Genomic DNA, 18844 nt, shown 5'->3' on the forward strand with positions numbered 1-18844 from the left:
TGACGTCCTCCGGGGCGGCGGCCCCGGGCTCCTCCCGCGACCTTAGCCCGCGGGCGCGGCGGGGCGGCGTGCGGCGGGCGGGGCGCCGGACCCGTCCCGGTGGGGTGTGCGGGTACGGGGTCCGTGCGCCGGGCCGCGGGGACTGTCACAGGGCCCGGCTATGGTGGGGCGCAGCCACCCGGCGTACCGGGCGCGGCCGTCCGGCGCCCCGGCTGTCCACGGGGAGACATCGTGTTCTGGTTCATGCTCATCGCCATGGTCGTGGTCGTGGCCGCGGTCACCCTCGTGCTGGCGGGGAACGGCGAGGAGGAGCTCACCGAGCCGCAGCCGGACCGGCTCCACGACCCGCTGCCGCCCGACCGCCCGCTCGGCCGCGCCGACATCGACGCGCTGCGGCTCCCGGTCGCCCTGCGGGGGTACCGCATGGAGGACGTGGACGACGCGCTGGACCGCGTCGCCGCCGAGCTGGCGGAGCGGGACGCGCGCATCGCGGAGCTGGAGGCGGCCCTGGCGGGCGCGCACGCGGCGGCGTACCGCGGGGGAGGAACGGGCGGACAGGGGTACGAGGACGCGCCGCCGGGACCGGGCTTCGGCGGCGCGGGCGGGGTCGCGGACCCGGGCGGGCGGAGCAACGGCGGTACGGACCTGGGCACCTGGGACCTGGGCGGGCGCGGCGACGGGGGCACGGACCTGGGCGCGCGCGACCCGGGCGGCCGGGACCCGGGCGGCCTGGGCAACGGGGGCACGGACCTGGCCGGACGGGACGCCGGCGGCCGGGAAGCGCACGGCCGGGGGCCCGGCGGTGCGGACCCGCGCGACGGCCTGGACGGCCGCGCATGAGCGCCGAGGGCGGGGCCGTGGCCGGCCCCGACGGGCTGCTGCGCTGCCCCTGGGGGCTCTCGGCCGAGGACTACGTCGCGTACCACGACGAGGAGTGGGGCCGGCCCGTACACGGCGACGACGCGCTCTTCGAGCGGCTGTCGCTGGAGGCGTTCCAGTCCGGGCTCTCCTGGCTGACGATCCTCCGCCGCCGCGAGGGCTTCCGGGCGGCCTTCGCCGGCTTCGAGATCGCCGCGGTGGCGGAGTTCGGCCCCGGGGACGAGCAGCGGCTGCTCGCCGACCCGGGCATCATCCGCAACCGGCTGAAGGTGCGGGCCACCCTCGCCAACGCCAAGACCCTCGCCGCCTGGACCCCCGGCGAACTCGACGCCCTGATCTGGTCGTTCGCCCCGGACCCCGCCGGCCGCCCCGCGCCGCGCACGCTCGCGGACGTCCCGGCCGTCACCCCGGAGTCGACGGCGCTGGCCAAGGAGCTGAAGCGGCGCGGCGTGCGGTTCGTCGGCCCCACGACGGCGTACGCGCTGATGCAGGCGTGCGGCCTGGTCGACGACCACCTCGCGGACTGCCACGCGCGCTAGCCGCGCGGGGCTCCGGGCCCGGTGCCGCCCCGCCGGCGTACGGGATCAGCGGCCCGTGAAGCGCGGCTCCTCCTTCGCCACGAACGCCTCCACCGCGATCCTGTGGTCCTCCGACGCACCCGCGCGGGACTGCAGCTCCGCCTCCCTCGCCAGCGTCTCCGCGAGCCCGTGGCCCGCCCCGTACGCCAGCGACTCCTTGATCGCCGCGTACGCCCCCGTCGGCCCGGCCGCGAGCCGGCGGGCCACCGCCGCCGCCTCCGCAGCCAGCTCCGCCGCCGGCACGACGACGTTCGCGATGCCCAGCGCCAGCGCCTCGGCCGCGGGGATCCGGCGCGGGAAGAGCAGCAGGTCGGCGGCGCGGCCGTGGCCGACGAGGCGGGGGAGGGTCCAGGAGACGCCGGAGTCCGCGGTGAGCGCGACGCCCGCGAAGGAGGTGTTGAACGACGCGGTGTCGGCCACCACCCGGTAGTCCGCCGCGAACGCGAAGCCCGCGCCGGCCCCGGCGGCGACCCCGTTGACGCCCGCGACCACCGGCTTCGGCATCCCGGCGAGGGCGGCGGCGATGGGGTTGTAGTGCTCGGCGACGGTGTCCATCGCGTGGTCCGTACGCTGCGCGGCGCGGGCCGCGGCGAGGGTGCCGATGTGCTCCTTGAGGTCCTGCCCCACGCAGAAGGCCCGCCCCGCGCCGGTGAGCAGCACGGCCCGTACGGCGTCGTCCGCCGCGGCTTCCCGCAGGGTGTCGCGCAGGGCGTTCTTGGTCCCGGTGTCGAGGGCGTTCATCGCGTCCGGGCGGTTGAGGGTGACGGTCGCGAGTCCGTCGGCGACCTCGTACAGCACGGTGTCCGCCATGTTCTTCCCTTCGCTACGCCCCGGGATCACCGGGGCTCTGCCGCGTCTCGTCCGGTGCCGTCAGCATGGCGGAGATCACCGCTCCGCGACATGTGACGTGCGTCAAATGGAAACGCGGCGCGCCCCGGCCGGGAAGGGCGCAGTATCGCATCCCTCTGGCGGGAATTGGGAGGTTTTGCGGTCGGACGTCGCCGAGAGTATGCGGACCGATGTTGGTCATCAGGACCGGCAATGCGGGATAATGGGCGAGAAGCACTGTGTTCGATGCCGGTGGCGACGAGCCTGTCCACGGGCCGTCGAAGCTTCTCAACGAAGAGCTGGTTTCAGGAAGGGGAACGAGCATGGCGGCCATGAAGCCGCGGACGGGCGACGGCCCGCTCGAGGTGACCAAGGAGGGGCGGGGCATCGTCATGCGCGTTCCGCTCGAAGGCGGCGGGCGGCTCGTCGTCGAGCTGACCCCCGATGAAGCCGACGCGCTCGGCGACGCCCTGAAGAAGGTCGTCAGCTAGTCGGACCGAGGTCCGGAAGAACCCTGTATGCGCCCCGGCCACGCGGTGGCCGGGGCGGATCGTCCTTCCGGGCCCGTATCCCCGCCCGCGGGGCACCGGAGAACCCGGTGCCGTCCGCGCGTTCCGCCCGCACGCCCGTGACATCCGTCACGTCCGTCCGGTCCTTCCCGCCCGTCACGCCTCGCGCTTGACGGCGCAGAGCAGCCCGTCCCCCACCGGCAGCAGCGCGGGCATCAGCTCCCGGCTCTCCTTCACCGCGCGCAGCAACTCGCGCACCTTCTGCACCTCGTCGGGCTGGGCCGCCGAGTCCACCGTGCGCCCGTCCGCGAAGACGCCCTCGAAGCACACCACGCCGCCGGGCCGCAGCAGGCGCAACGATTCGCCGAGATACTCCAGGCACTCCAGCGGGTCGCCGTCGCAGAAGACCATGTCGTACGAGCCGTCCGCCAGCCGCGGCAGCACGTCCAGCGCCCGGCCGACGATGATCCGCGCCCGGTTCGCGGCGAACCCCGCCGCCCGGAACGCCTGGCGCGCGAACTGCTGCCGCTCCGGCTCGGGGTCCACGGTCGTCAGCACCCCGCCGGGGCGCATGCCCTGCAGCAGGTGGATGCCGGAGACGCCGGTGCCGGTGCCGATCTCGACCACCGCCTTGGCGCCCGCCGTCGCCGCGAGCAGCCGCAGCGCGGCCCCGGCGCCCGCGGACACCTGGCGCAGCCCCGCCTCCAGGGCCCGCTGCCGCGCCCAGTGCAGCGCAGCCGTCGCCGAGCCCTGCGCACGCGTCGCAGCCGCCGGGTCGCCCGGGGTCACCCCGGCCCGGCCGCCGCCGGCGTCCGCGGCACCGTCCGTGCCGTACGCCTCCGCGAACGACCAGCTCGCCAGCCGGTTGCCGGTAATCGCCTTCTCCTGTTCCCCGTTGGCACCTGCACCTGCATCCGTCGCAAGCGTGACTGTATCCGCTGCCCCTGGGAACCTGCTGGCCGGACCGTGCGTTGGGGGAGACGGAAGTGATACGGACGAGGTAAGGATGCCGGCGGGGATGGTTCCGCTGAATGCGGGAAAATACCGGTCGGATGAGCTTATCCGGAGCTAACGGGCGAGGTGGATATGGTAGGGGGCCTACTGGACACCACCAGAGCCACCAGGGGAGGTGCGGCCGCGTCCGGCGAAGGGGGCACCCTCCGGCGATTCCGCCGAGGGTCCCGGGCACCGGATGAGCCGAAATCCGTGACCGACAATGCTGACGACCGCAGCCACGCCACCGACACCGTGACCGTTGCCGGATTCTCCGCGTTCCCGGCCGACGACGCGTCGTCCAAGGGGTGGACTCCGCCTTCGTGGGAGGAGATCGTCAGCACCCACAGCGGTCGCGTCTACCGTCTCGCCTATCGCCTCACCGGGAACCGGCACGACGCCGAGGACCTCACGCAGGAGGTCTTCATCCGCGTCTTCCGGTCGCTGTCGACGTACACCCCGGGGACGTTCGAGGGCTGGCTGCACCGCATCACCACGAACCTCTTCCTCGACCAGGTGCGGCGCAAGCAGCGCATCCGGTTCGACGCTCTCGGGGACGACGCCGCCGAGCGGCTGCCGAGCCGCGAGCCGTCGCCGCAGCAGCACTTCAACGACACGCACTTCGACGCCGACGTCCAGCAGGCGCTGGACACCCTCGCGCCCGAGTTCCGGGCCGCGGTGGTGCTGTGCGACATCGAGGGCCTGTCGTACGAGGAGATCGCCGCCACCCTGGGCGTCAAGCTGGGCACGGTCCGCAGCCGGATCCACCGCGGCCGTTCCCACCTGCGCAAGGCGCTCAAGCACCGCTCCCCGGAGGCGAGGGCCGAGCAGCGCTCGCTCGCCGGGGCGGGGCAGGGCGCCTACGGCTCGGACGAGGAGGGCGGAACGCTGTGAGCAGCGTGGGCGGGCTGTCGCCCGCCGAGCAGCACCTGGGCGAGGCGCTGGCGGCGCTGGTCGACGGGGAGCTGCCCCACGACTCGCGGGACCGCGTGCTGGCCCATCTGGCGACGTGTCCCCGGTGCAAGGCAGAGGCCGACGAGCAGCGCCGGCTCAAGAGCGTGTTCTCCGCCGCCGCCCCGCCCGCGCCCTCCGACGGGCTGCTGGCCCGGCTGGAGAACCTGCCGGGTGTCGACCTCGACGACGCCGCCCGCCGGTCGCCCTTCGCGGGCGGAGCCGGCGGCAGCGCGCGTACGGGCGGCAGGACCGGCGGCGCCCGCCCGGCCAGGACCGGCGGCTTCGGCGGCGGCATCCTCGGCGGCGCCGTGCTCGACGGCGGCCCCGGGTTCCCGATCCACGAGGTCGAGCGGCCCTCCGCCGCCCGCGGGCGGCGCTTCGCGTTCGCCGCCGCCGGCGCGGTCTCCTTCGCCGCCCTCGCCCTCGGCGGCGCGCTGCCCATCGAGTCGGCCGTCGACCCCTCGGGCGGCTCCCCCGCCGTCACCCCCGGCGACCGCGGCGAGCCCGCGCGCTACTCGTACGACCCCCAGCTCTCCACCTCCGGCGGCGCGCAGGACGCGGGCCCGGTCCAGCCGTACAGCACGCAGAGCGGCCCCCTTCAGCTCGCCGCCTCCGCGACGGCGGCCACGACCGCGACGCCGCAGCCGCCGCTGCTCTCCGTCTTCGCGGTCACCGAGCCGTCGGCGTCCGAGACGCCGGCGTCCGCACCGCAGACCGCGCTGAGCGGGATGAACACCCCGTCGCCGCAGTGACCCCCCTCGGGGACGGCGGGACGTCGGCCCCGAGGCGATGCGCGGAACCGCATGCACCTGATTGAATCGCTAGGGCGTGTCTGGCAAATGGCGTCGTCCGCCCTCTGGGCGGGCGCGCAGGCGGGATGTGCCAGGCACCGCTTAGGGCCGCCCGGCGGGTGAGCAACAACTGCGGGCCGCGACGGTCTGCGCCCGAGTCGCATGCGGAACGTGTGGGGAGAACATGGACCAGGGGAAGCCGAGTTGGTGGAGGCAGGAGCCCGGCGAGCCTCCGCGCGAGGCCGAGTCGGACACCGCCGGACCGCCCACCGACTCCGACGCCTTCGCGCAACCGGCACCCCCGCCGGCGGACGCGGGCCCACCACCGGGATACGACCCGGAGGTGGACCAGTTGCGCCGGGTCCGGGAGGCGCTGCGGGAGTGGCGCGACGGGGAGGACGACTACCACAGGGAACGGAGCCGGGCCGCCGCGGAGAGCGCGGCGGACGGCGGTCCCGCGGATGCCTCGGTGCCCCCGCCGGGGGGTGCGGAGCCTCCGGCCGACGGCGCGGCCGTCCCCGCGGAGAGCGGGCCGGACGGCAGTAGCCGGGAGCCGGTCCGGGCCGCGGATGCGGACAGCGCGGTGGAGCAGGATGCGGGCGGGCAGGACGTGACCGCGCCGGGCGGGCCGCCGGCTCCGGAGAGCGGCACCCCGGCGGGCACCCCCGCGGACGCCGCGTCCGTGCCGGAACGGGCAGAGGCCGCCGGAGCGGGCGAGCCGGGTGGAACGCCGCGCGCGGATGAGGATGCCGTACGGAGCGCGGGCGCTTCCGCCGGCTCCGCCACGGCCGCGGACCTTCCCGGTCCGCGGGCCGCGGAGACCGGCGGGCCGGCCGCGGCGGACACGGGTGCGCTCCCGACGCGCCCCCGCGCGGGGGATACGCCGGGCCCGGCCGCAGCCGCGGACCGCGCCCCCGGGACCGAGGGGCCGACCACGGAGCCGCGTGCCCTCCCGGCCAGGACCGCGGCCCCTGCCGCGGAAAGCCCGGCGGCGGAGCCCTCTTCGCCCGGTGCGGGGCAGGACCAGGACGGTGCCGCGGCGGATGCCGGGAGCCCGGAGGAACGTCCCTGGGAGGTCGGCGTGCGGCCGTACCCGGGTGCGGGGGAGGCCGGGGCCGAGGGCTCGCCGGGCGGCAGAGGCATACCCGCCGCGGTGTCCGCCGTGGCGGGCGCCCGCGCCGGCAGAGCGGCCCTCCCGCAGCAGGACGAACCGGACACCACCCCCGGGACACCGCCGGAGCCCGCAGACGCCCCCCAGAACGCCGCGGAGCCCTCGCGGCCGGCCGTCCCCCCGGCCGGTGACCGCGCGGCCGCCTCCGGCCGGGAGAGCACCGCGAAGACACCGGGCGACGCCGCGGCGCGGACGGACGCTCCCGAGGGATCAGGCGACGCGGGCGGCTTCGGCCCCCCGCCTTCGGACGAGGCGCACCGCGAGGTGGCCGACCGGCCGCCGGCCGCCGGGCCACGTGCGGGCGTGGAGGACGACGACACCACGCAGCTCGCCGTCATCTCCGACTCCGGCGCCCCGCCCTCCGGGGACCTCCCCGGCCCGCGGCGGCCCGCGGCCGACGCGCCCGCGCCGCCCGCCGCCGCGGCGGCCGGCGGCTCCGGGGGCGACGCACCGCGGCGCCCCGCGCCCGCCGACACGCACCACCCCGCCCCGCAGGGCGGCCACCCCGCCCACCCCGGTGCGCAGGGCGCCCCCGGGCCGCAGCCCCGGCCCCGCGCGCCGTACGGGCCCGGCGCGCAGGCCCCCGTACCCGGCGTGACACCGCCCGGCGGCGTACCCCCGGGCGAGTACGGCCCGCAGGGCTCCGGGCGGCCCCCCGGCCCGCACCCGCCCACGGCCTCCGGCGCGCCGGGCCCCGGCGGCCCCGCGCCCTACGGCGCCCACCCGCAGGGCGCCCCGCAGGGGGGCCAGTGGCAGCGCTACGACCCCTGGGCGCCCGCGCACGCGGCACACGCGCCGGAGCGGCGCAAGGGGCGCCTGGCGACCCTCGTCGGTGCGCTCGTCATCGCGCTCGTCGCCGGCGGCATCGGCGGTGCCCTGGGCAGCTACATCGAGCGCAACGGCACCCCGGGACAGCTCGAACTCGACCAGTCCTCCGCCGCCGACGACGGCGGCAAGCGCCCGCCCGGCAGCGTCGCCGGGATCGCCAGGTCCGCGCTGCCCGGGGTCGTGACGCTGCGCGTCAGCGGCGTCGCCGAGCAGAGCACCGGCACCGGCTTCGTCCTCGACAAGCGCGGGCACATCCTCACCAACAACCACGTCGTGCAGCCCGCGGACGAGGGCGGCGACATAACGGTGACGTTCAGCGGCGGCGAGTCCAAGTCCGCCGAGGTCGTCGGCGGCGACGCCGGCTACGACCTCGCCGTCGTACGCGTCAAGGGGGTTTCCGGGCTGAAGCCGCTGCCCCTCGGCAACTCACGGTCCGTCGCCGTCGGCGACCCCGTCGTCGCCATCGGCGCCCCGTACGACCTGCCCAACACCGTCACCTCCGGGATCATCAGCGCCAAGGAGCGCCCCATCACCGCGGGCGGCGAGCAGGGCGACGGCAGCGACATCTCGTACGTCAACGCCCTGCAGACCGACGCGCCGATCAACCCCGGCAACTCCGGCGGCCCGCTCCTGGACCTCGAAGGCCGCGTGATCGGCATCAACAGCGCCATCCGCGCCGCCGACAACGGCAGCGGCGAGCCGCAGACCGAGCAGGGCGGCAGCATCGGCCTGGGCTTCGCCATCCCCGTCAACAAGGGCAAGGACGTCGCCGAGGAGCTGATCAACACCGGCAAGGCCACGCACCCCGTCATCGGCGTGACGCTCAACATGCAGTACACCGGCGACGGCGCCCAGGTCGGCACCTCCGCGGAGGAGGGCGGCACCGAGCCCGTCACCCCGGGCGGCCCCGCCGACAGCGCGGGCATCGAGCCGGGGGACGTCATCACCGGGGTCGACGGCGAAGCCGTGCACAACGGCGAGGAGTTGATCGTCAAGATCCGCAGCCGCAGCCCCGGCGAGGACCTGAGCCTGACCGTCGAGCGCGACGGCGAGGAGCTGACCGTCGACGTCACCCTCGGCGAGGGCGACTCCACCGACTGACCCCTGCCAAACGACCCCAAACACCCGCATCGGCCGCGGTGGACCAGTCCACCGCGGCCGATGCGGTACTCCCGGGGAGGCGGGGTCGCCAGGTACCGTGAGAGTCGCCCGGACCTGCCGGCAGCGGGCCGACGGACAGGACAGCAAGGAGTGCCAGGTGTTCTTCGACATAGGACCCCTCGAGCTGATCGCTCTCATCATCCTGGCCACGATCGTCTTCGGCCCCGACAAGCTGCCCAAGGTCATCCAGGACACGATGCGGTTCATCCGCAAGGTCCGGGAGTTCTCCGACTCGGCCAAGGAGGACATCCGCAAGGAGCTGGGCCCGGAGTTCAAGGACTTCGAGTTCGAGGACCTGAACCCGAAGAACTTCGCCAAGAAGCACCTCCTCGACAACGACGACCTGGGTCTGAAGGAGATCCGCAACGGCTTCGACCTCAAGAAGGAGGTCGCCGAGGTCGGCGAGGCGGCGCGCACCGTGGGGGACATCGAGGACGACGGTGCCGCGGGCGGCAAGCGGCTGAGCCTGACGAAGGAGAGCGGCGGCGGCACGGACGCCAAGGGCGATGCCGCAGGTGAGGCCAAGGGGACGGCCACCGCCGAGCGCCCGCCGTACGACGCGGACGCCACCTGATCGGCTCACATATCAGACCACCTGCCTGTCCTAGCGTATGCAGGTGGATATCCTCCCGTGTGTCTGGGTGAGCGCCCGGCATGCGGTGTGCCAGGCGGGGCGTGCGCCCCGGCGGGGGGCGACCGCCGACTGACAGGTCCAGGCCACGAGGAGGCACCACGCTGATGGAGATGACGAGCGAGGCGGAGCCCGGGGGGATGGTTCAGGAGTCCGAGCCACGCCTGGTGGACAGCTTTCTGCGGGCGTCCTTCCCCTGGTACGGGCTGGACGACGCGTTCGTGGGGCCGCGCTGGCTCCAGTCGACCGGCGGCGGCGACGGCGCGGTCGAGCACGGCACGGTGGGCCACGGGGACATGCCCTCGTACCTGGCCGAGGCCGGCATGCGCGAGCACCGCTTCGCGGTGGTCGTGACCGTCGCGAGCCGCCCCGTGCGGCGCAGCGCGGACGGCACCGGGGTGCTGGAGGCGACGTCCGTGTCGTCGGCGGCCTGGCTGGCGGGCTCCGGACTGCTGTCGTGCACCTGGCCGACGCAGATGGAGCGCCAGATCCGCGAGGAGTGGCTGGACCAGCAGACGTCGGTGGCCTGGGAGCTGGCCGACGACCTGGAGGGGTCCGGCTGGTCGGCGCTGTCGCTGCCGGTCGACGGCGAGGGGACGCAGTTCCACTACCGCGAGTCGGAGTTCGGCTGGGTGCTGGCGGGGACGACGCAGAACCAGGTGCACCTGGGCGCGTACGGCCGCGGCATGAGCGCGTACGGGCTCGCGTTCTCGGTGATCAAGGACATCACGACGTACGAAGACCGCCGCGGATAGCGTCTCGCGGCGGTCCGGGGCGCGGATCGCGTACGAACCGCGCCCCCCTGCTCCGTAGCGCCGGGGGCGTACGCCCCTGTCCGCGCCCGGCGGCCCGGGGCGTACCCCTCAGAACTTGTTGCGCGGCGTGACGCCCAGCGACATCCCCGCGAGCCCCCGCGGCCGCCCGCCGAGCCGCGCCGCGATGTCGCGCAGCGCCGCGCCCGCCGGCGACTCCGGGTCGGTGAGGACGACCGGCTTGCCCTCGTCGCCGCCGGACCGCAGCGTCACGTCGATCGGGATGGCGCCCAGGACCGGCACCTCCGCGCCCGTCGTGCGCGTCAGCCCCTCGGCGACCTGCTTGCCGCCGCCGGTGCCGAAGACGTCGACCATCTCGCCGCAGTGCGGGCACGGCAGGCCCGACATGTTCTCCACCACGCCGACGATCTTCTGGTGCGTCTGCACGGCGATCGCCCCGGCCCGCTCGGCGACCTCGGCCGCGGCCTGCTGCGGCGTGGTGACGACGAGGATCTCGGCGTTCGGCATCAACTGCGCGACGGAGATCGCGATGTCGCCGGTGCCCGGGGGGAGGTCGAGGAGCAGCACGTCGAGGTCGCCCCAGAAGACGTCCGCGAGGAACTGCTGGAGCGCGCGGTGCAGCATCGGGCCGCGCCAGACGACCGGCGCGTTGCCCGGCGTGAACATCCCGATGGAGATGACCTTCACGTCGTGCGCCGTCGGGGGCATGATCATGTCCTCGACCTGGGTGGGCCGGGCGTCCGTGCCGAGCATGCGGGGTACGGAGTGGCCGTAGATGTCGGCGTCGACGACCCCGACCTTCAGCCCGTCCGCCGCCATCGCCGCCGCCAGGTTGACCGTCACGGACGACTTGCCGACGCCGCCCTTGCCGGACGCCACCGCGTACACCCGGGTGAGCGAGCCGGGCTGGGCGAAGGGGATCTCGCGCTCCGCCTTGCCGTCGCGCAGGGACGCGGCGAGCGCCTTGCGCTGCTCGTCGCTCATCACGTCCAACTCGACCGTGACGGACGTCACACCCGCGACCTTCTCGACCGCGTCGGTGACCCGCGAGGTGATCGTGTCCCGCATCGGACAGCCGGCGATGGTGAGGAAGACCCCGACGGCGACCGAGCCGTCTGTCCCGATCTCGACCGACTTGACCATGCCGAGATCGGTGATCGGCCGGTGGATCTCCGGGTCGTTCACCGTCGCGAGCGCGGCGCGCACCGCCTCTTCTGTGACAGCCATGCCACAAGCGTACGGCCGAGGGCTGCGGGCGGGGAAAGCCAGGGCCCCGGGGGCCCGGTACGCTGCCGCACGTGATGAGGAGATCGGCGTTCCGGATGGTGGCGTTCGCTGTCTCCGCGACCGTTCTGGCGGGCTGTGCCGAGGACGGTCCGGAGGCCGGCGAGAACGGCGTCGGGAAGCTCTCTCCCGAGAGCATCAGGGCCAAGGCGGAGAAGGCCGCGGCAGGCGCGAGTTCGGTGCGGCTGGCGGGCACGCTGGTGAGCAGCGGCCAGCCGGTCAAGCTCGACATGAGACTGTCGGCGGCCGGCGGGATAGGCGAAGTGTCCACGGGCGGCATGACGTTCTCGCTGCTCCGCGCCGAGGAGGACCTCTTCCTGAAGGCCGGCGACGAGTTCTGGCTGCACCAGGACGACGGCGAGGACGGCGACGGCAAGCCGTCCGAGTCCGACATGGCGGCGGCGCGGAAGCTCGACGGCAAGTACGTGAAGGTGCCGCCGGAGGACACCGCGTACAAGCAGCTCAGCGGCTTCACGGAGATGAAGGTGCTGCTCGACGGGCTGCTGAAGCTCGACGGCGAGCTGGCCGCGGAGAAGAACGGCGAGGTCGACGGCTTCACCACGATCCGGGTGACGGCCGACGAAGGCGTGGGCGGGGCGCTGGAGGTGGCTCTGGAGGGGCGGCCCTACCCGCTGCTGCTGGAGCGCGCGGGGGATGCGGGCGAGCTGCGACTCCTCAACTGGGACGAGGAGTTCGAGGTCAACGCCCCGCGCAAGGAAGAGGTCGTGGACTACGGGAAGCAGATCTCGGCGAGCTGAACCGGCCCCCTCAGCCGCGCCGCCGCCGGAACAGCAGCCGCGGCAGCGCCGCGGGTGCCGGCCGCCGCGTCGTCGCCGGGGTCTCCGGCGGCGGGGCGGCCAGCGAACCGGACGGCAGCCCGTCCCCGGCGACCGCCGCCCCGTCCCGCGTCAGCCGCAGCACCCGGCACTCCCGGGCCCAGCGTGCGGCGACGTGGTCGGCGTCCACGGCGTTGAGCCGCTTGCCCTTCAGCTCCTCCACGGCCGCCCGCCACGCCTCGCCCTCCGGCGCCAGCTCGGTCACCCGCGCCGGCCACGCGACCAGCCGCCCGCCCTTGTCCTTGCTGCGCGCGTGCACGGTCACCACCGCCCCGTCGGCGAGCCCGAGCCCGTCGAGCGGCTGCTCTGCGGGGCCGTCGCCGACGAGGACGACGGCGCCGTCGTGCCAGACGTGCCACAGCGCGCGCTGTGTGCCGTCGGGGCCCTCGATCCACACGAGCCCGGACTTCCTGGCGGCCTCTTCTGCGAGGGCGGCGGCGATCGGCTCCATGGGGCACGAGCGTAGCCGCCGGGCCCCGCGGCCGTACCCCTACAGCCAGCCGTTGCGGCGGAAGCCGCGGTGCATCGCCAGGCAGATGCCGAGGATGAGGGTGAGCACCATGGGATAGCCGAACTCCCACTGGGTCTCGGGCATGTGGTCGAAGTTCATGCCGTAGATCCCGGCGATCATCGTGGGCACCGCGAAGATCGCCGCCCAGGACGTGATCTTCCGCATGTCCTCGTTCTGCGCCACCGTGGCCTGGGCCAGATTGGCCTGGAGGATGGAGTTGAGCAGCTCGTCGAAGTTGACCACCTGCTCGTGCACGCGCGCCACGTGGTCCGCGACGTCCCGGAAATACTTCTGGATCTCCGGGTCGACGAACCGCATCGGCCGCTCCGACAGCAACTGCATCGGCCGCAGCAGCGGCGCCACCGCCCGCTTGAACTCCAGTACTTCGCGCTTGAGCTGGTACACCCGCCCGGCGTCGCTGCCGCGCCCGCTGCGGCCGTCGCTCGGCGAGAAGACGTCGATCTCGACCTCGTCGATGTCCTCCTGGACCGCGTCGGCGACGACGAGGTAACTGTCGACGATCTGGTCGGCGATGGCGTGGAGCACCGCGGACGGGCCGGTCGCCAGCAGCTCCTGGTCCTGCTCCAGGCGGGCGCGCAGCGCGCGCAGCGAGCCCTGGCCGCCGTGCCGGACGGTGATGATGAAGTCCTGGCCGGTGAAGCACATCACCTCGCCGGTCTCCACCACCTCGCTGGAGGCGGTGAGTTCGGCGTGCTCCACGTAGTGGAGGGTCTTGAAGACGGTGAAGAGCGAGTCCTCGTACGGCTCCAGCTTCGGCCGCTGGTGCGCGTCGATCGCGTCCTCGACGGCCAGCGGGTGCAGCCCGAACTCCTGGGCGATGCCGGCGAACTCGCGCTCCGTCGGCTCGTGCAGCCCGATCCAGGCGAAGCCGCCCCCGGCGCGCACCCGGCGCATCGCCTGGGCGGGGGAGAGCCGTTCGCTGATGCGCCGGCCGCCGCGGTACACGGCGCAGTCGACGACGGCGCTGACGGTGGCCGGGTCGCGGGTGGGGTCGTAGCCGTGGGCGGACTGGCCCGGGCGCTTGAGGGCGGGACGGACGACGGCTCGCAGGTCACGGATCATCGACATGGGCGAACTCCTTCACGCTCCTGCCGGGCGCGGGCCAACGCTGCCGGGAATGGGGATCTACGCAGAGGTACACCCACAAAGCGGGCACCGCTGAGCGCGCCGGCGGCACGTCAGTGGATGACGACGGAAATGTGCGTGCTCAGCCGCGAGGCGCCGAACGGCGGGGCCGGGAGTCGACCTGGAGATCCCCGCATCGTCGCGGGGGAGAACAGGCGAAGGTCAGCGAGCGCCGGGCCGGGCGGGAGAGCTGTCGGTACTGCAAGGTCGGCTGGGATCCACCGCAGTCCCCACCTCCTCCGGCCGGGCCCTGTCGAAGGGCGTGTGTGTCGAAGCCGTTCGCGTGCTGCTCATGTGCCTGAGCGTCGGGGTCGTGCCTGCGCCGTACGTACGACGCGCATCAAGCCGACACGCAAGGTTAGCAGCCGCCGGTGAACCGCCCGCCCACGTTGACGCTTCCCCGGCGCCCGTAGGCTGAGGCAATGGCGTACGACGACGTGCTCGCGCAGGTGGAACGGCGGCTGACCGGGGCGTTCGGCGAGCCCGACGCGCGGGCGTCGGTGACCTTCGTCGGCACCGACCGCATCGAGGTGGCGCGTTTCACGTCGGCCACCGCCGAGGGCGAACCGCTGCTGCGCTACGCCACCCTCGGCATGTCCGCGCAGCCCATGACCGACCCCGCGCAGGCGCTGGCCGACCCGCTGCGCGGCCCGCGCGCCGAACTGCTGCTGACCGTCAGGGCCGGCCTCGCCGACACCGACAAGGTGCTGCGCCCGCTCGCCGTGCTCGCCGCGTCGCCCCAGGTGGAGGGCGTCGTCGTGGCGCCGGGGGCGTCGCTGGAGGTGGGCGGGCCGCTCTGGCCCGGCGCGCCGTTCCGCGCGGTGCTGGTCGCGGAGCCGGGCGGGCTCGTCGACGACGTGGTGCTGCCGGAGCCGCGGGAGCCGGTGCGGTTCCTGCCGCTGCTGCCGATGACGCCGAACGAGGCCGCGTGGAAGCGGGTGCACGGCGCGGCGGCGCTCAGCGAGCGCTGGCTGGCGGCGGGCACGGACCTGCGGGACCCGCTGCGGCGCGGGGTGGAGCTGGGCGCGTAGACCCGCCCCCCGGCGCACGCCGTACGGGGACGGGGCGGCCGCCCGTCCGCGCGCCGGGGCGGCAGCGCGGGCGGCCCCGGACGGGTGATCGTCCTTGACGGCGCGGCGGCCGGAGAGGACCGTAAGTTCCTATGAGGGGCGAACCCAGTTGCCCGAAGTGCGGCGGGCGGGTCCGGGCGCCCGGTCTCTTCACCGACTCCTGGCAGTGCGAGCGGCACGGACCCGTGCAGCCGCTGCAGCCCGTCATACCGCCCAGCGTCGAGGCGCTCGGGGTGGTGGTGCACCGGGCCCAGGTGCCGGTGTGGATGCCGTGGCCGCTCCCCCTGGGCTGGCTCTTCACCGGCGTCGCCAACGCGGGCGACGACCGCAGCGGCGGCCGGGCCACCGCCGTCGCCTGCTCCGGACCCGGGCCGCTCGGCGGGCCCGGCGAACTGGTCCTCGTCGCCGAGGAGCTGGGCGTCGGCCTCGGCGCGCGCTTCGCCGGCGTGCAGGGGCCCGACCCCGGGCCGGGGATGTGCACCGACAAGCCGCCGGACGCCAAGGTCATCGCCGCGGGCCGGCCCACCCCGCTCTGGCACGTCGGCGGCGTGCCCGCGGACCGGGCCGTCTTCGCCGGGGAGGCGCGCGGCCTGTGGCTGTGGGCGGTGGTCTGGCCGGAGCAGTCGGGACTGCTGCTCTACGACGAGCTGGTGCTCACCGACCTGCGCGACGCCGGCGCCGAGATCGAACTGCTGCCCTGCGGGGCGCTGTCGCCGCGGCTCCTGTAGCGCCGCGCGGCGGGCGTCCGCGAAGCCGCACCTACTCGGTTGGACAGCCGCCCGGGACCGTAAGCTGGGTGCCTTCCAGCGACCCCGAGCCCGTGCGAGGTACCGTCCGTGCGCATCGACCTGCATACCCACTCCGCCGATTCGGACGGTACGGACACCCCCGCGGACCTGGTGCGCAAGGCGGCGGCCGAGGGCCTGGACGTCGTCGCGCTCACCGACCACGACGGCGTCGGCGGCCACGCCGAGGCGATCGAGGCGCTGCCCCCCGGGCTGACCCTCGTCCCCGGCATGGAGCTGTCGTGTGACCTCGACGGCATCAGCCTGCACATGCTCGCGTACCTCTTCGACCCCGAGGAGCCGGAGCTGACCCGCGAGCGCGACGCCGTGCGCAACGACCGGGTGCGCCGGGCCCGGCTCATGACCGAGCGGCTGATCGAGCTGGGCGTGCCGATCACCTGGCAGCGCGTCCAGGAGATCGCCGGCGAGGGCGCCATCGCCCGGCCGCACGTGGCCAGCGCGATGGTCGAGGCCGGCGTCGTCGACTCGGTGCAGGACGCGTTCACCGACGAGTGGATCGGCTCCGGCGGCCGGGCGTACGTGGAGAAGCACGAGCTGGACCCCTTCGACGCCATCCGGCTGATCAAGGGCGCCGGCGGCGTCACGGTCTTCGCGCACCCGCTGGCGGTGAAGCGCGGCGTGTGCCTGCCGGAGAGCGCGGTCGCGGAGCTGGCCGCGGCCGGCCTCGACGGCATCGAGGTGGACCACATGGACCACGACGAGGAGACCCGCGCCAGGCTCCGCGGCACGGCCGCCGACCTGGGCCTGCTCGCCACCGGCTCCAGCGACTACCACGGCGCGCGCAAGACCTGCCGCCTGGGCGAGTTCACGACGGCCCCGGAGGTCTACGAGCAGATCGTGGACCGCGCCACGGGCGCGACCCCGGTCAAGGGCTGACCCCACGCCGGGGCGTTGAGGCCGGCGGGCAGGGGACGCCGCCCGCCGGGGCCCATTTCGTACGGGACGCCTTAAGCTCCTGGCGTGTTCGATCTCGCCCTCTTCGGCTCGGTCTTCGTCACGCTGTTCGTGATCATGGACCCGCCCGGTACCACCCCGATCTTTCTCGCGCTCACCTCGGGCCGTCCGCTCAAGCTCCAGCGCAAGATGGCCCTCCAGGCGGCGGCCGTCGCCTTCGGGGTGATCGCGGTCTTCGCCGTCGGCGGCCAGCAGATCCTCGACTACCTGCACGTCTCCGTACCGGCGCTGATGGTCGCGGGCGGCCTGCTGCTCCTGCTGATCTCCCTCGACCTGCTCACCGGCAAGGCCGAGGAGCCCACCCAGACCAAGGACGTCAACGCCGCCCTCGTACCGCTGGGCATGCCGCTGCTCGCCGGGCCCGGGGCGATCGTGACCGTCATCCTGGCGGTGCAGGACGCGCACGGGGTGCGCCAGGAACTGGCGGTGTGGGCGGCGATCGTCGCGATCCACCTCGTGCTGTGGGTGACGATGCGCTATTCGCTGCTGATCATCCGGGTCATCAAGGAGGGCGGCGTGGTGCTGGTCTCGCGGCTGGCCGGGATGCTGCTGGCGACGATCGCGGTGCAGCAGATCGCCAACGGCGTCACGGAGTTCATCCAGCAGGCGTGAGGGCGTACCGCGCCGTCACACCCCGAGGCCGCGGGCGCCGGGGCCGCGTTCGCCGAGGCGGTCGTCGGTGTTGGCCAGGGCGCACTTGTCGAGCGACAGGCAGCCGCAGCCGATGCACTCGGTGAGGTTGTCGCGCAGCCGCTCCAGCCGGCGGATGTGGGTGTTGAGGTCCTTGCGCCAGCCCTCCGACAACTGCGCCCAGTCGGCGCGGGTCGGCGTACGGCCCTCGGGCAGCACCGCGAGCGCCTCGCGGATCGCCGCCAGCGGGATCCCCACGCGCTGCGAGGCGCGGATGAACGCGACCCTGCGCAGGGTGTCGCGGGAGAAGCGGCGCTGGTTGCCGGTGGTGCGGCGGCTGCTGATCAGGCCCTGGCGCTCGTAGAAGCGCAGCGCGGACTGGGGGACTCCGCTCCGGTCGGACAGCTCGCCGATGGTGGCTTCCTTGGCCCGCGGGGAGAGGTGGTGCGTCATGTCCGCCAGCGTAACTCGACCTCAACCACGGTTGAGGTTCTCTGCGCCACTACCGGTCGGCCGACCAGAACGCGGCGAGCGCGGCGGCGGTCTCGGCCGGGCGGTCGACGTTGGGGGAGTGGTCGGCGCCGTCGACGACGGTGCGGTGGGCCCGCAGCCGCTTCGCCATGTCGTCCATCTGCGCCACGGGCCACACGTAGTCGGACGTGCCGGTGAGCACGTGCACGGGCAGCGGCAGGGCGGCCAGCTCCGGGGTTCTGTCGGGCTCCTCGCACAGTTGCCTGGCGGTGGCCCTGAGCTGGGCGGGGCTGGTGCCGAGCCAGCGGCGGTGCAGGAAGTCGTTCACGTCGGCGGGGGTGCGGGCGTCGGCGGCCTCGGGCGGGTCGAAGGCGCGCATGGCCTGCCAGACGGTCTCCATGTCGTACGTGGCCAGGGCGTCGCCGAGGAGCTTCGCCCGGGAGCGCTGCTCGTCGCAGACGACGCCGGGGCCGCTGCTCATGAGGGTGAGCGAGGAGCACGCCCCGGGGGCGCGGAGGACGGCGGCGCGGGCGACGTGGCCGCCGTGGGAGTGCCCGAGAAGGTGCGGCGGGGGGCCGTCCGCCGTGCCCAGCGCGGTGGCCAGGGCGAGGACGTCCTGCGCGAGTTCGTCCTGCGTGTACGCGTCCTCGTCCCCGGGGCCCTCCGTCTCGTACTGCCCGCGGCCGTCGACGGCGACCACGCGGAAGCCGGCGGCGGCGAGGGGTTCGAGGAGGGCGATGAAGTCCTCCTTGCTGCCGGTGAACCCGGGCAGCAGGAGCGCGGTCCCGTGGACGGGCCGCCCGGCCCGCAGCGCGGCGAACGCCCCCCGCGGGGTCTCGACCCGCAGGGCCTCGACCCCACCCGGCAACGCGACGAACGGCGGCTTGCTCATCCCCCGACCCTAGCCGCGCCCGGACCCACGGCGCTCCGCGGGGGGAGCGGGGAAGCGGCGCCGACGCGGCCCGGCCGCCGCGGTGCGCCCCCCGCTCGCGCGCAAGCCGCGGGCCCGGGGCGTACGTCGTGACGTACGCCCCGGGCCC

General features: G+C 74.7%; 20 protein-coding genes. 13 read left to right on the forward strand and 7 right to left on the reverse strand.

Going from position 1 to position 18844, the window contains the following annotated elements:
- Positions 1-231 precede the first annotated feature (231 nt).
- Together DMB38_RS37695 and DMB38_RS24235 are read left to right on the forward strand one after the other, a co-directional pair.
- Positions 232-840, forward strand: coding sequence for a DivIVA domain-containing protein (locus DMB38_RS37695; RefSeq protein ID WP_125936931.1), 609 nt, complete (start codon positions 232-234; stop codon positions 838-840).
- Complete coding sequence (locus tag DMB38_RS24235) at positions 837-1418, forward strand: DNA-3-methyladenine glycosylase I (RefSeq protein ID WP_125936932.1); 582 nt, start codon at positions 837-839, stop codon at positions 1416-1418. The genes DMB38_RS37695 and DMB38_RS24235 overlap by 4 nt, the downstream gene beginning before the upstream one ends.
- 45 nt (positions 1419-1463) lie before the next feature.
- Here the strand turns inward: DMB38_RS24235 and DMB38_RS24240 are convergent, their stop codons facing one another.
- Positions 1464-2267, reverse strand: coding sequence for an enoyl-CoA hydratase-related protein (locus tag DMB38_RS24240; protein ID WP_125936933.1), 804 nt, complete (start codon positions 2265-2267; stop codon positions 1464-1466).
- Between the two features lie 341 nt (positions 2268-2608).
- Here DMB38_RS24240 and DMB38_RS24245 point away from each other — a divergent pair, with 341 nt between their 5' ends.
- Positions 2609-2776 (forward strand): DUF3117 domain-containing protein, encoded by a 168-nt coding sequence (locus DMB38_RS24245; RefSeq protein ID WP_018834979.1) that lies wholly within the window; start codon positions 2609-2611, stop codon positions 2774-2776.
- 174 nt (positions 2777-2950) lie between these two features.
- Here DMB38_RS24245 and DMB38_RS24250 read toward each other — a convergent pair whose 3' ends face one another.
- A complete protein-coding gene (locus DMB38_RS24250; protein ID WP_047017897.1) occupies positions 2951-3583 on the reverse strand; it encodes an O-methyltransferase in 633 nt (210 codons plus the stop codon).
- 297 nt (positions 3584-3880) lie between these two features.
- On the opposite strand from DMB38_RS24250, the gene sigE reads away from it, so the two are divergent.
- The 5 genes from sigE to DMB38_RS24275 all read left to right on the forward strand — a co-directional run bounded on the left by sigE (position 3881) and on the right by DMB38_RS24275 (position 10078).
- Entirely contained in the window at positions 3881-4681 is an 801-nt protein-coding gene (sigE, locus tag DMB38_RS24255) for an RNA polymerase sigma factor SigE (protein WP_206337736.1), read from the forward strand.
- Positions 4678-5493 (forward strand): anti-sigma factor, encoded by an 816-nt coding sequence (locus DMB38_RS24260; protein ID WP_125936934.1) that lies wholly within the window; start codon positions 4678-4680, stop codon positions 5491-5493. Before sigE ends, DMB38_RS24260 begins: the two co-directional genes overlap by 4 nt.
- A gap of 1180 nt (positions 5494-6673) precedes the next feature.
- Positions 6674-8632: a trypsin-like peptidase domain-containing protein gene (locus tag DMB38_RS24265; RefSeq protein ID WP_240662740.1), complete on the forward strand. Its 1959-nt coding sequence runs from the start codon at positions 6674-6676 to the stop codon at positions 8630-8632.
- A gap of 157 nt (positions 8633-8789) precedes the next feature.
- Positions 8790-9266 carry a sec-independent translocase gene (locus tag DMB38_RS24270; RefSeq protein WP_125939238.1) on the forward strand — a complete coding sequence of 159 codons (477 nt, stop codon included), beginning with the start codon at positions 8790-8792 and terminating at the stop codon, positions 9264-9266.
- A gap of 164 nt (positions 9267-9430) precedes the next feature.
- A complete protein-coding gene (locus DMB38_RS24275) occupies positions 9431-10078 on the forward strand; it encodes a hypothetical protein (protein WP_047017902.1) in 648 nt (215 codons plus the stop codon).
- Positions 10079-10186: 108 nt separating this feature from the next.
- On the opposite strand, the gene DMB38_RS24280 is transcribed toward DMB38_RS24275, so the two are convergent.
- Positions 10187-11323 carry an Mrp/NBP35 family ATP-binding protein gene (locus tag DMB38_RS24280; RefSeq protein ID WP_047017903.1) on the reverse strand — a complete coding sequence of 379 codons (1137 nt, stop codon included), beginning with the start codon at positions 11321-11323 and terminating at the stop codon, positions 10187-10189.
- Between the two features lie 95 nt (positions 11324-11418).
- Here DMB38_RS24280 and DMB38_RS24285 point away from each other — a divergent pair, with 95 nt between their 5' ends.
- A complete protein-coding gene (locus tag DMB38_RS24285; protein WP_125939239.1) occupies positions 11419-12138 on the forward strand; it encodes a hypothetical protein in 720 nt (239 codons plus the stop codon).
- Between the two features lie 10 nt (positions 12139-12148).
- Here DMB38_RS24285 and DMB38_RS24290 read toward each other — a convergent pair whose 3' ends face one another.
- A complete protein-coding gene (locus DMB38_RS24290) occupies positions 12149-12667 on the reverse strand; it encodes a hypothetical protein (protein ID WP_125936936.1) in 519 nt (172 codons plus the stop codon).
- 39 nt (positions 12668-12706) lie between these two features.
- Positions 12707-13816: a magnesium and cobalt transport protein CorA gene (locus DMB38_RS24295; RefSeq protein ID WP_125936937.1), complete on the reverse strand. Its 1110-nt coding sequence runs from the start codon at positions 13814-13816 to the stop codon at positions 12707-12709.
- 479 nt (positions 13817-14295) lie between these two features.
- Between DMB38_RS24295 and DMB38_RS24300 the strand changes: the two genes are divergently transcribed.
- From DMB38_RS24300 to DMB38_RS24315, 4 genes are all read left to right on the forward strand, one after another.
- Positions 14296-14904, forward strand: a complete 609-nt coding sequence (locus DMB38_RS24300; RefSeq protein ID WP_125936938.1) for a suppressor of fused domain protein — start codon at positions 14296-14298, stop codon at positions 14902-14904.
- 131 nt (positions 14905-15035) lie between these two features.
- Positions 15036-15671: a DUF6758 family protein gene (locus DMB38_RS24305; protein ID WP_047017908.1), complete on the forward strand. Its 636-nt coding sequence runs from the start codon at positions 15036-15038 to the stop codon at positions 15669-15671.
- A gap of 108 nt (positions 15672-15779) precedes the next feature.
- Positions 15780-16625, forward strand: a complete 846-nt coding sequence (locus DMB38_RS24310; protein ID WP_125936939.1) for a PHP domain-containing protein — start codon at positions 15780-15782, stop codon at positions 16623-16625.
- Between the two features lie 84 nt (positions 16626-16709).
- Positions 16710-17315 carry a MarC family protein gene (locus DMB38_RS24315; RefSeq protein WP_125936940.1) on the forward strand — a complete coding sequence of 202 codons (606 nt, stop codon included), beginning with the start codon at positions 16710-16712 and terminating at the stop codon, positions 17313-17315.
- Positions 17316-17330: 15 nt separating this feature from the next.
- Here DMB38_RS24315 and soxR read toward each other — a convergent pair whose 3' ends face one another.
- Positions 17331-17786, reverse strand: a complete 456-nt coding sequence (gene soxR, locus DMB38_RS24320; RefSeq protein WP_125936941.1) for a redox-sensitive transcriptional activator SoxR — start codon at positions 17784-17786, stop codon at positions 17331-17333.
- 49 nt (positions 17787-17835) lie between these two features.
- On the reverse strand, positions 17836-18696 hold the full coding sequence (locus DMB38_RS24325) for an alpha/beta fold hydrolase (RefSeq protein WP_125936942.1): 861 nt from the start codon (positions 18694-18696) through the stop codon (positions 17836-17838).
- Positions 18697-18844 lie beyond the last annotated feature (148 nt).

This window comes from Streptomyces sp. WAC 06738 (assembly GCF_003945505.1).
Classification (GTDB): domain Bacteria; phylum Actinomycetota; class Actinomycetes; order Streptomycetales; family Streptomycetaceae; genus Streptomyces.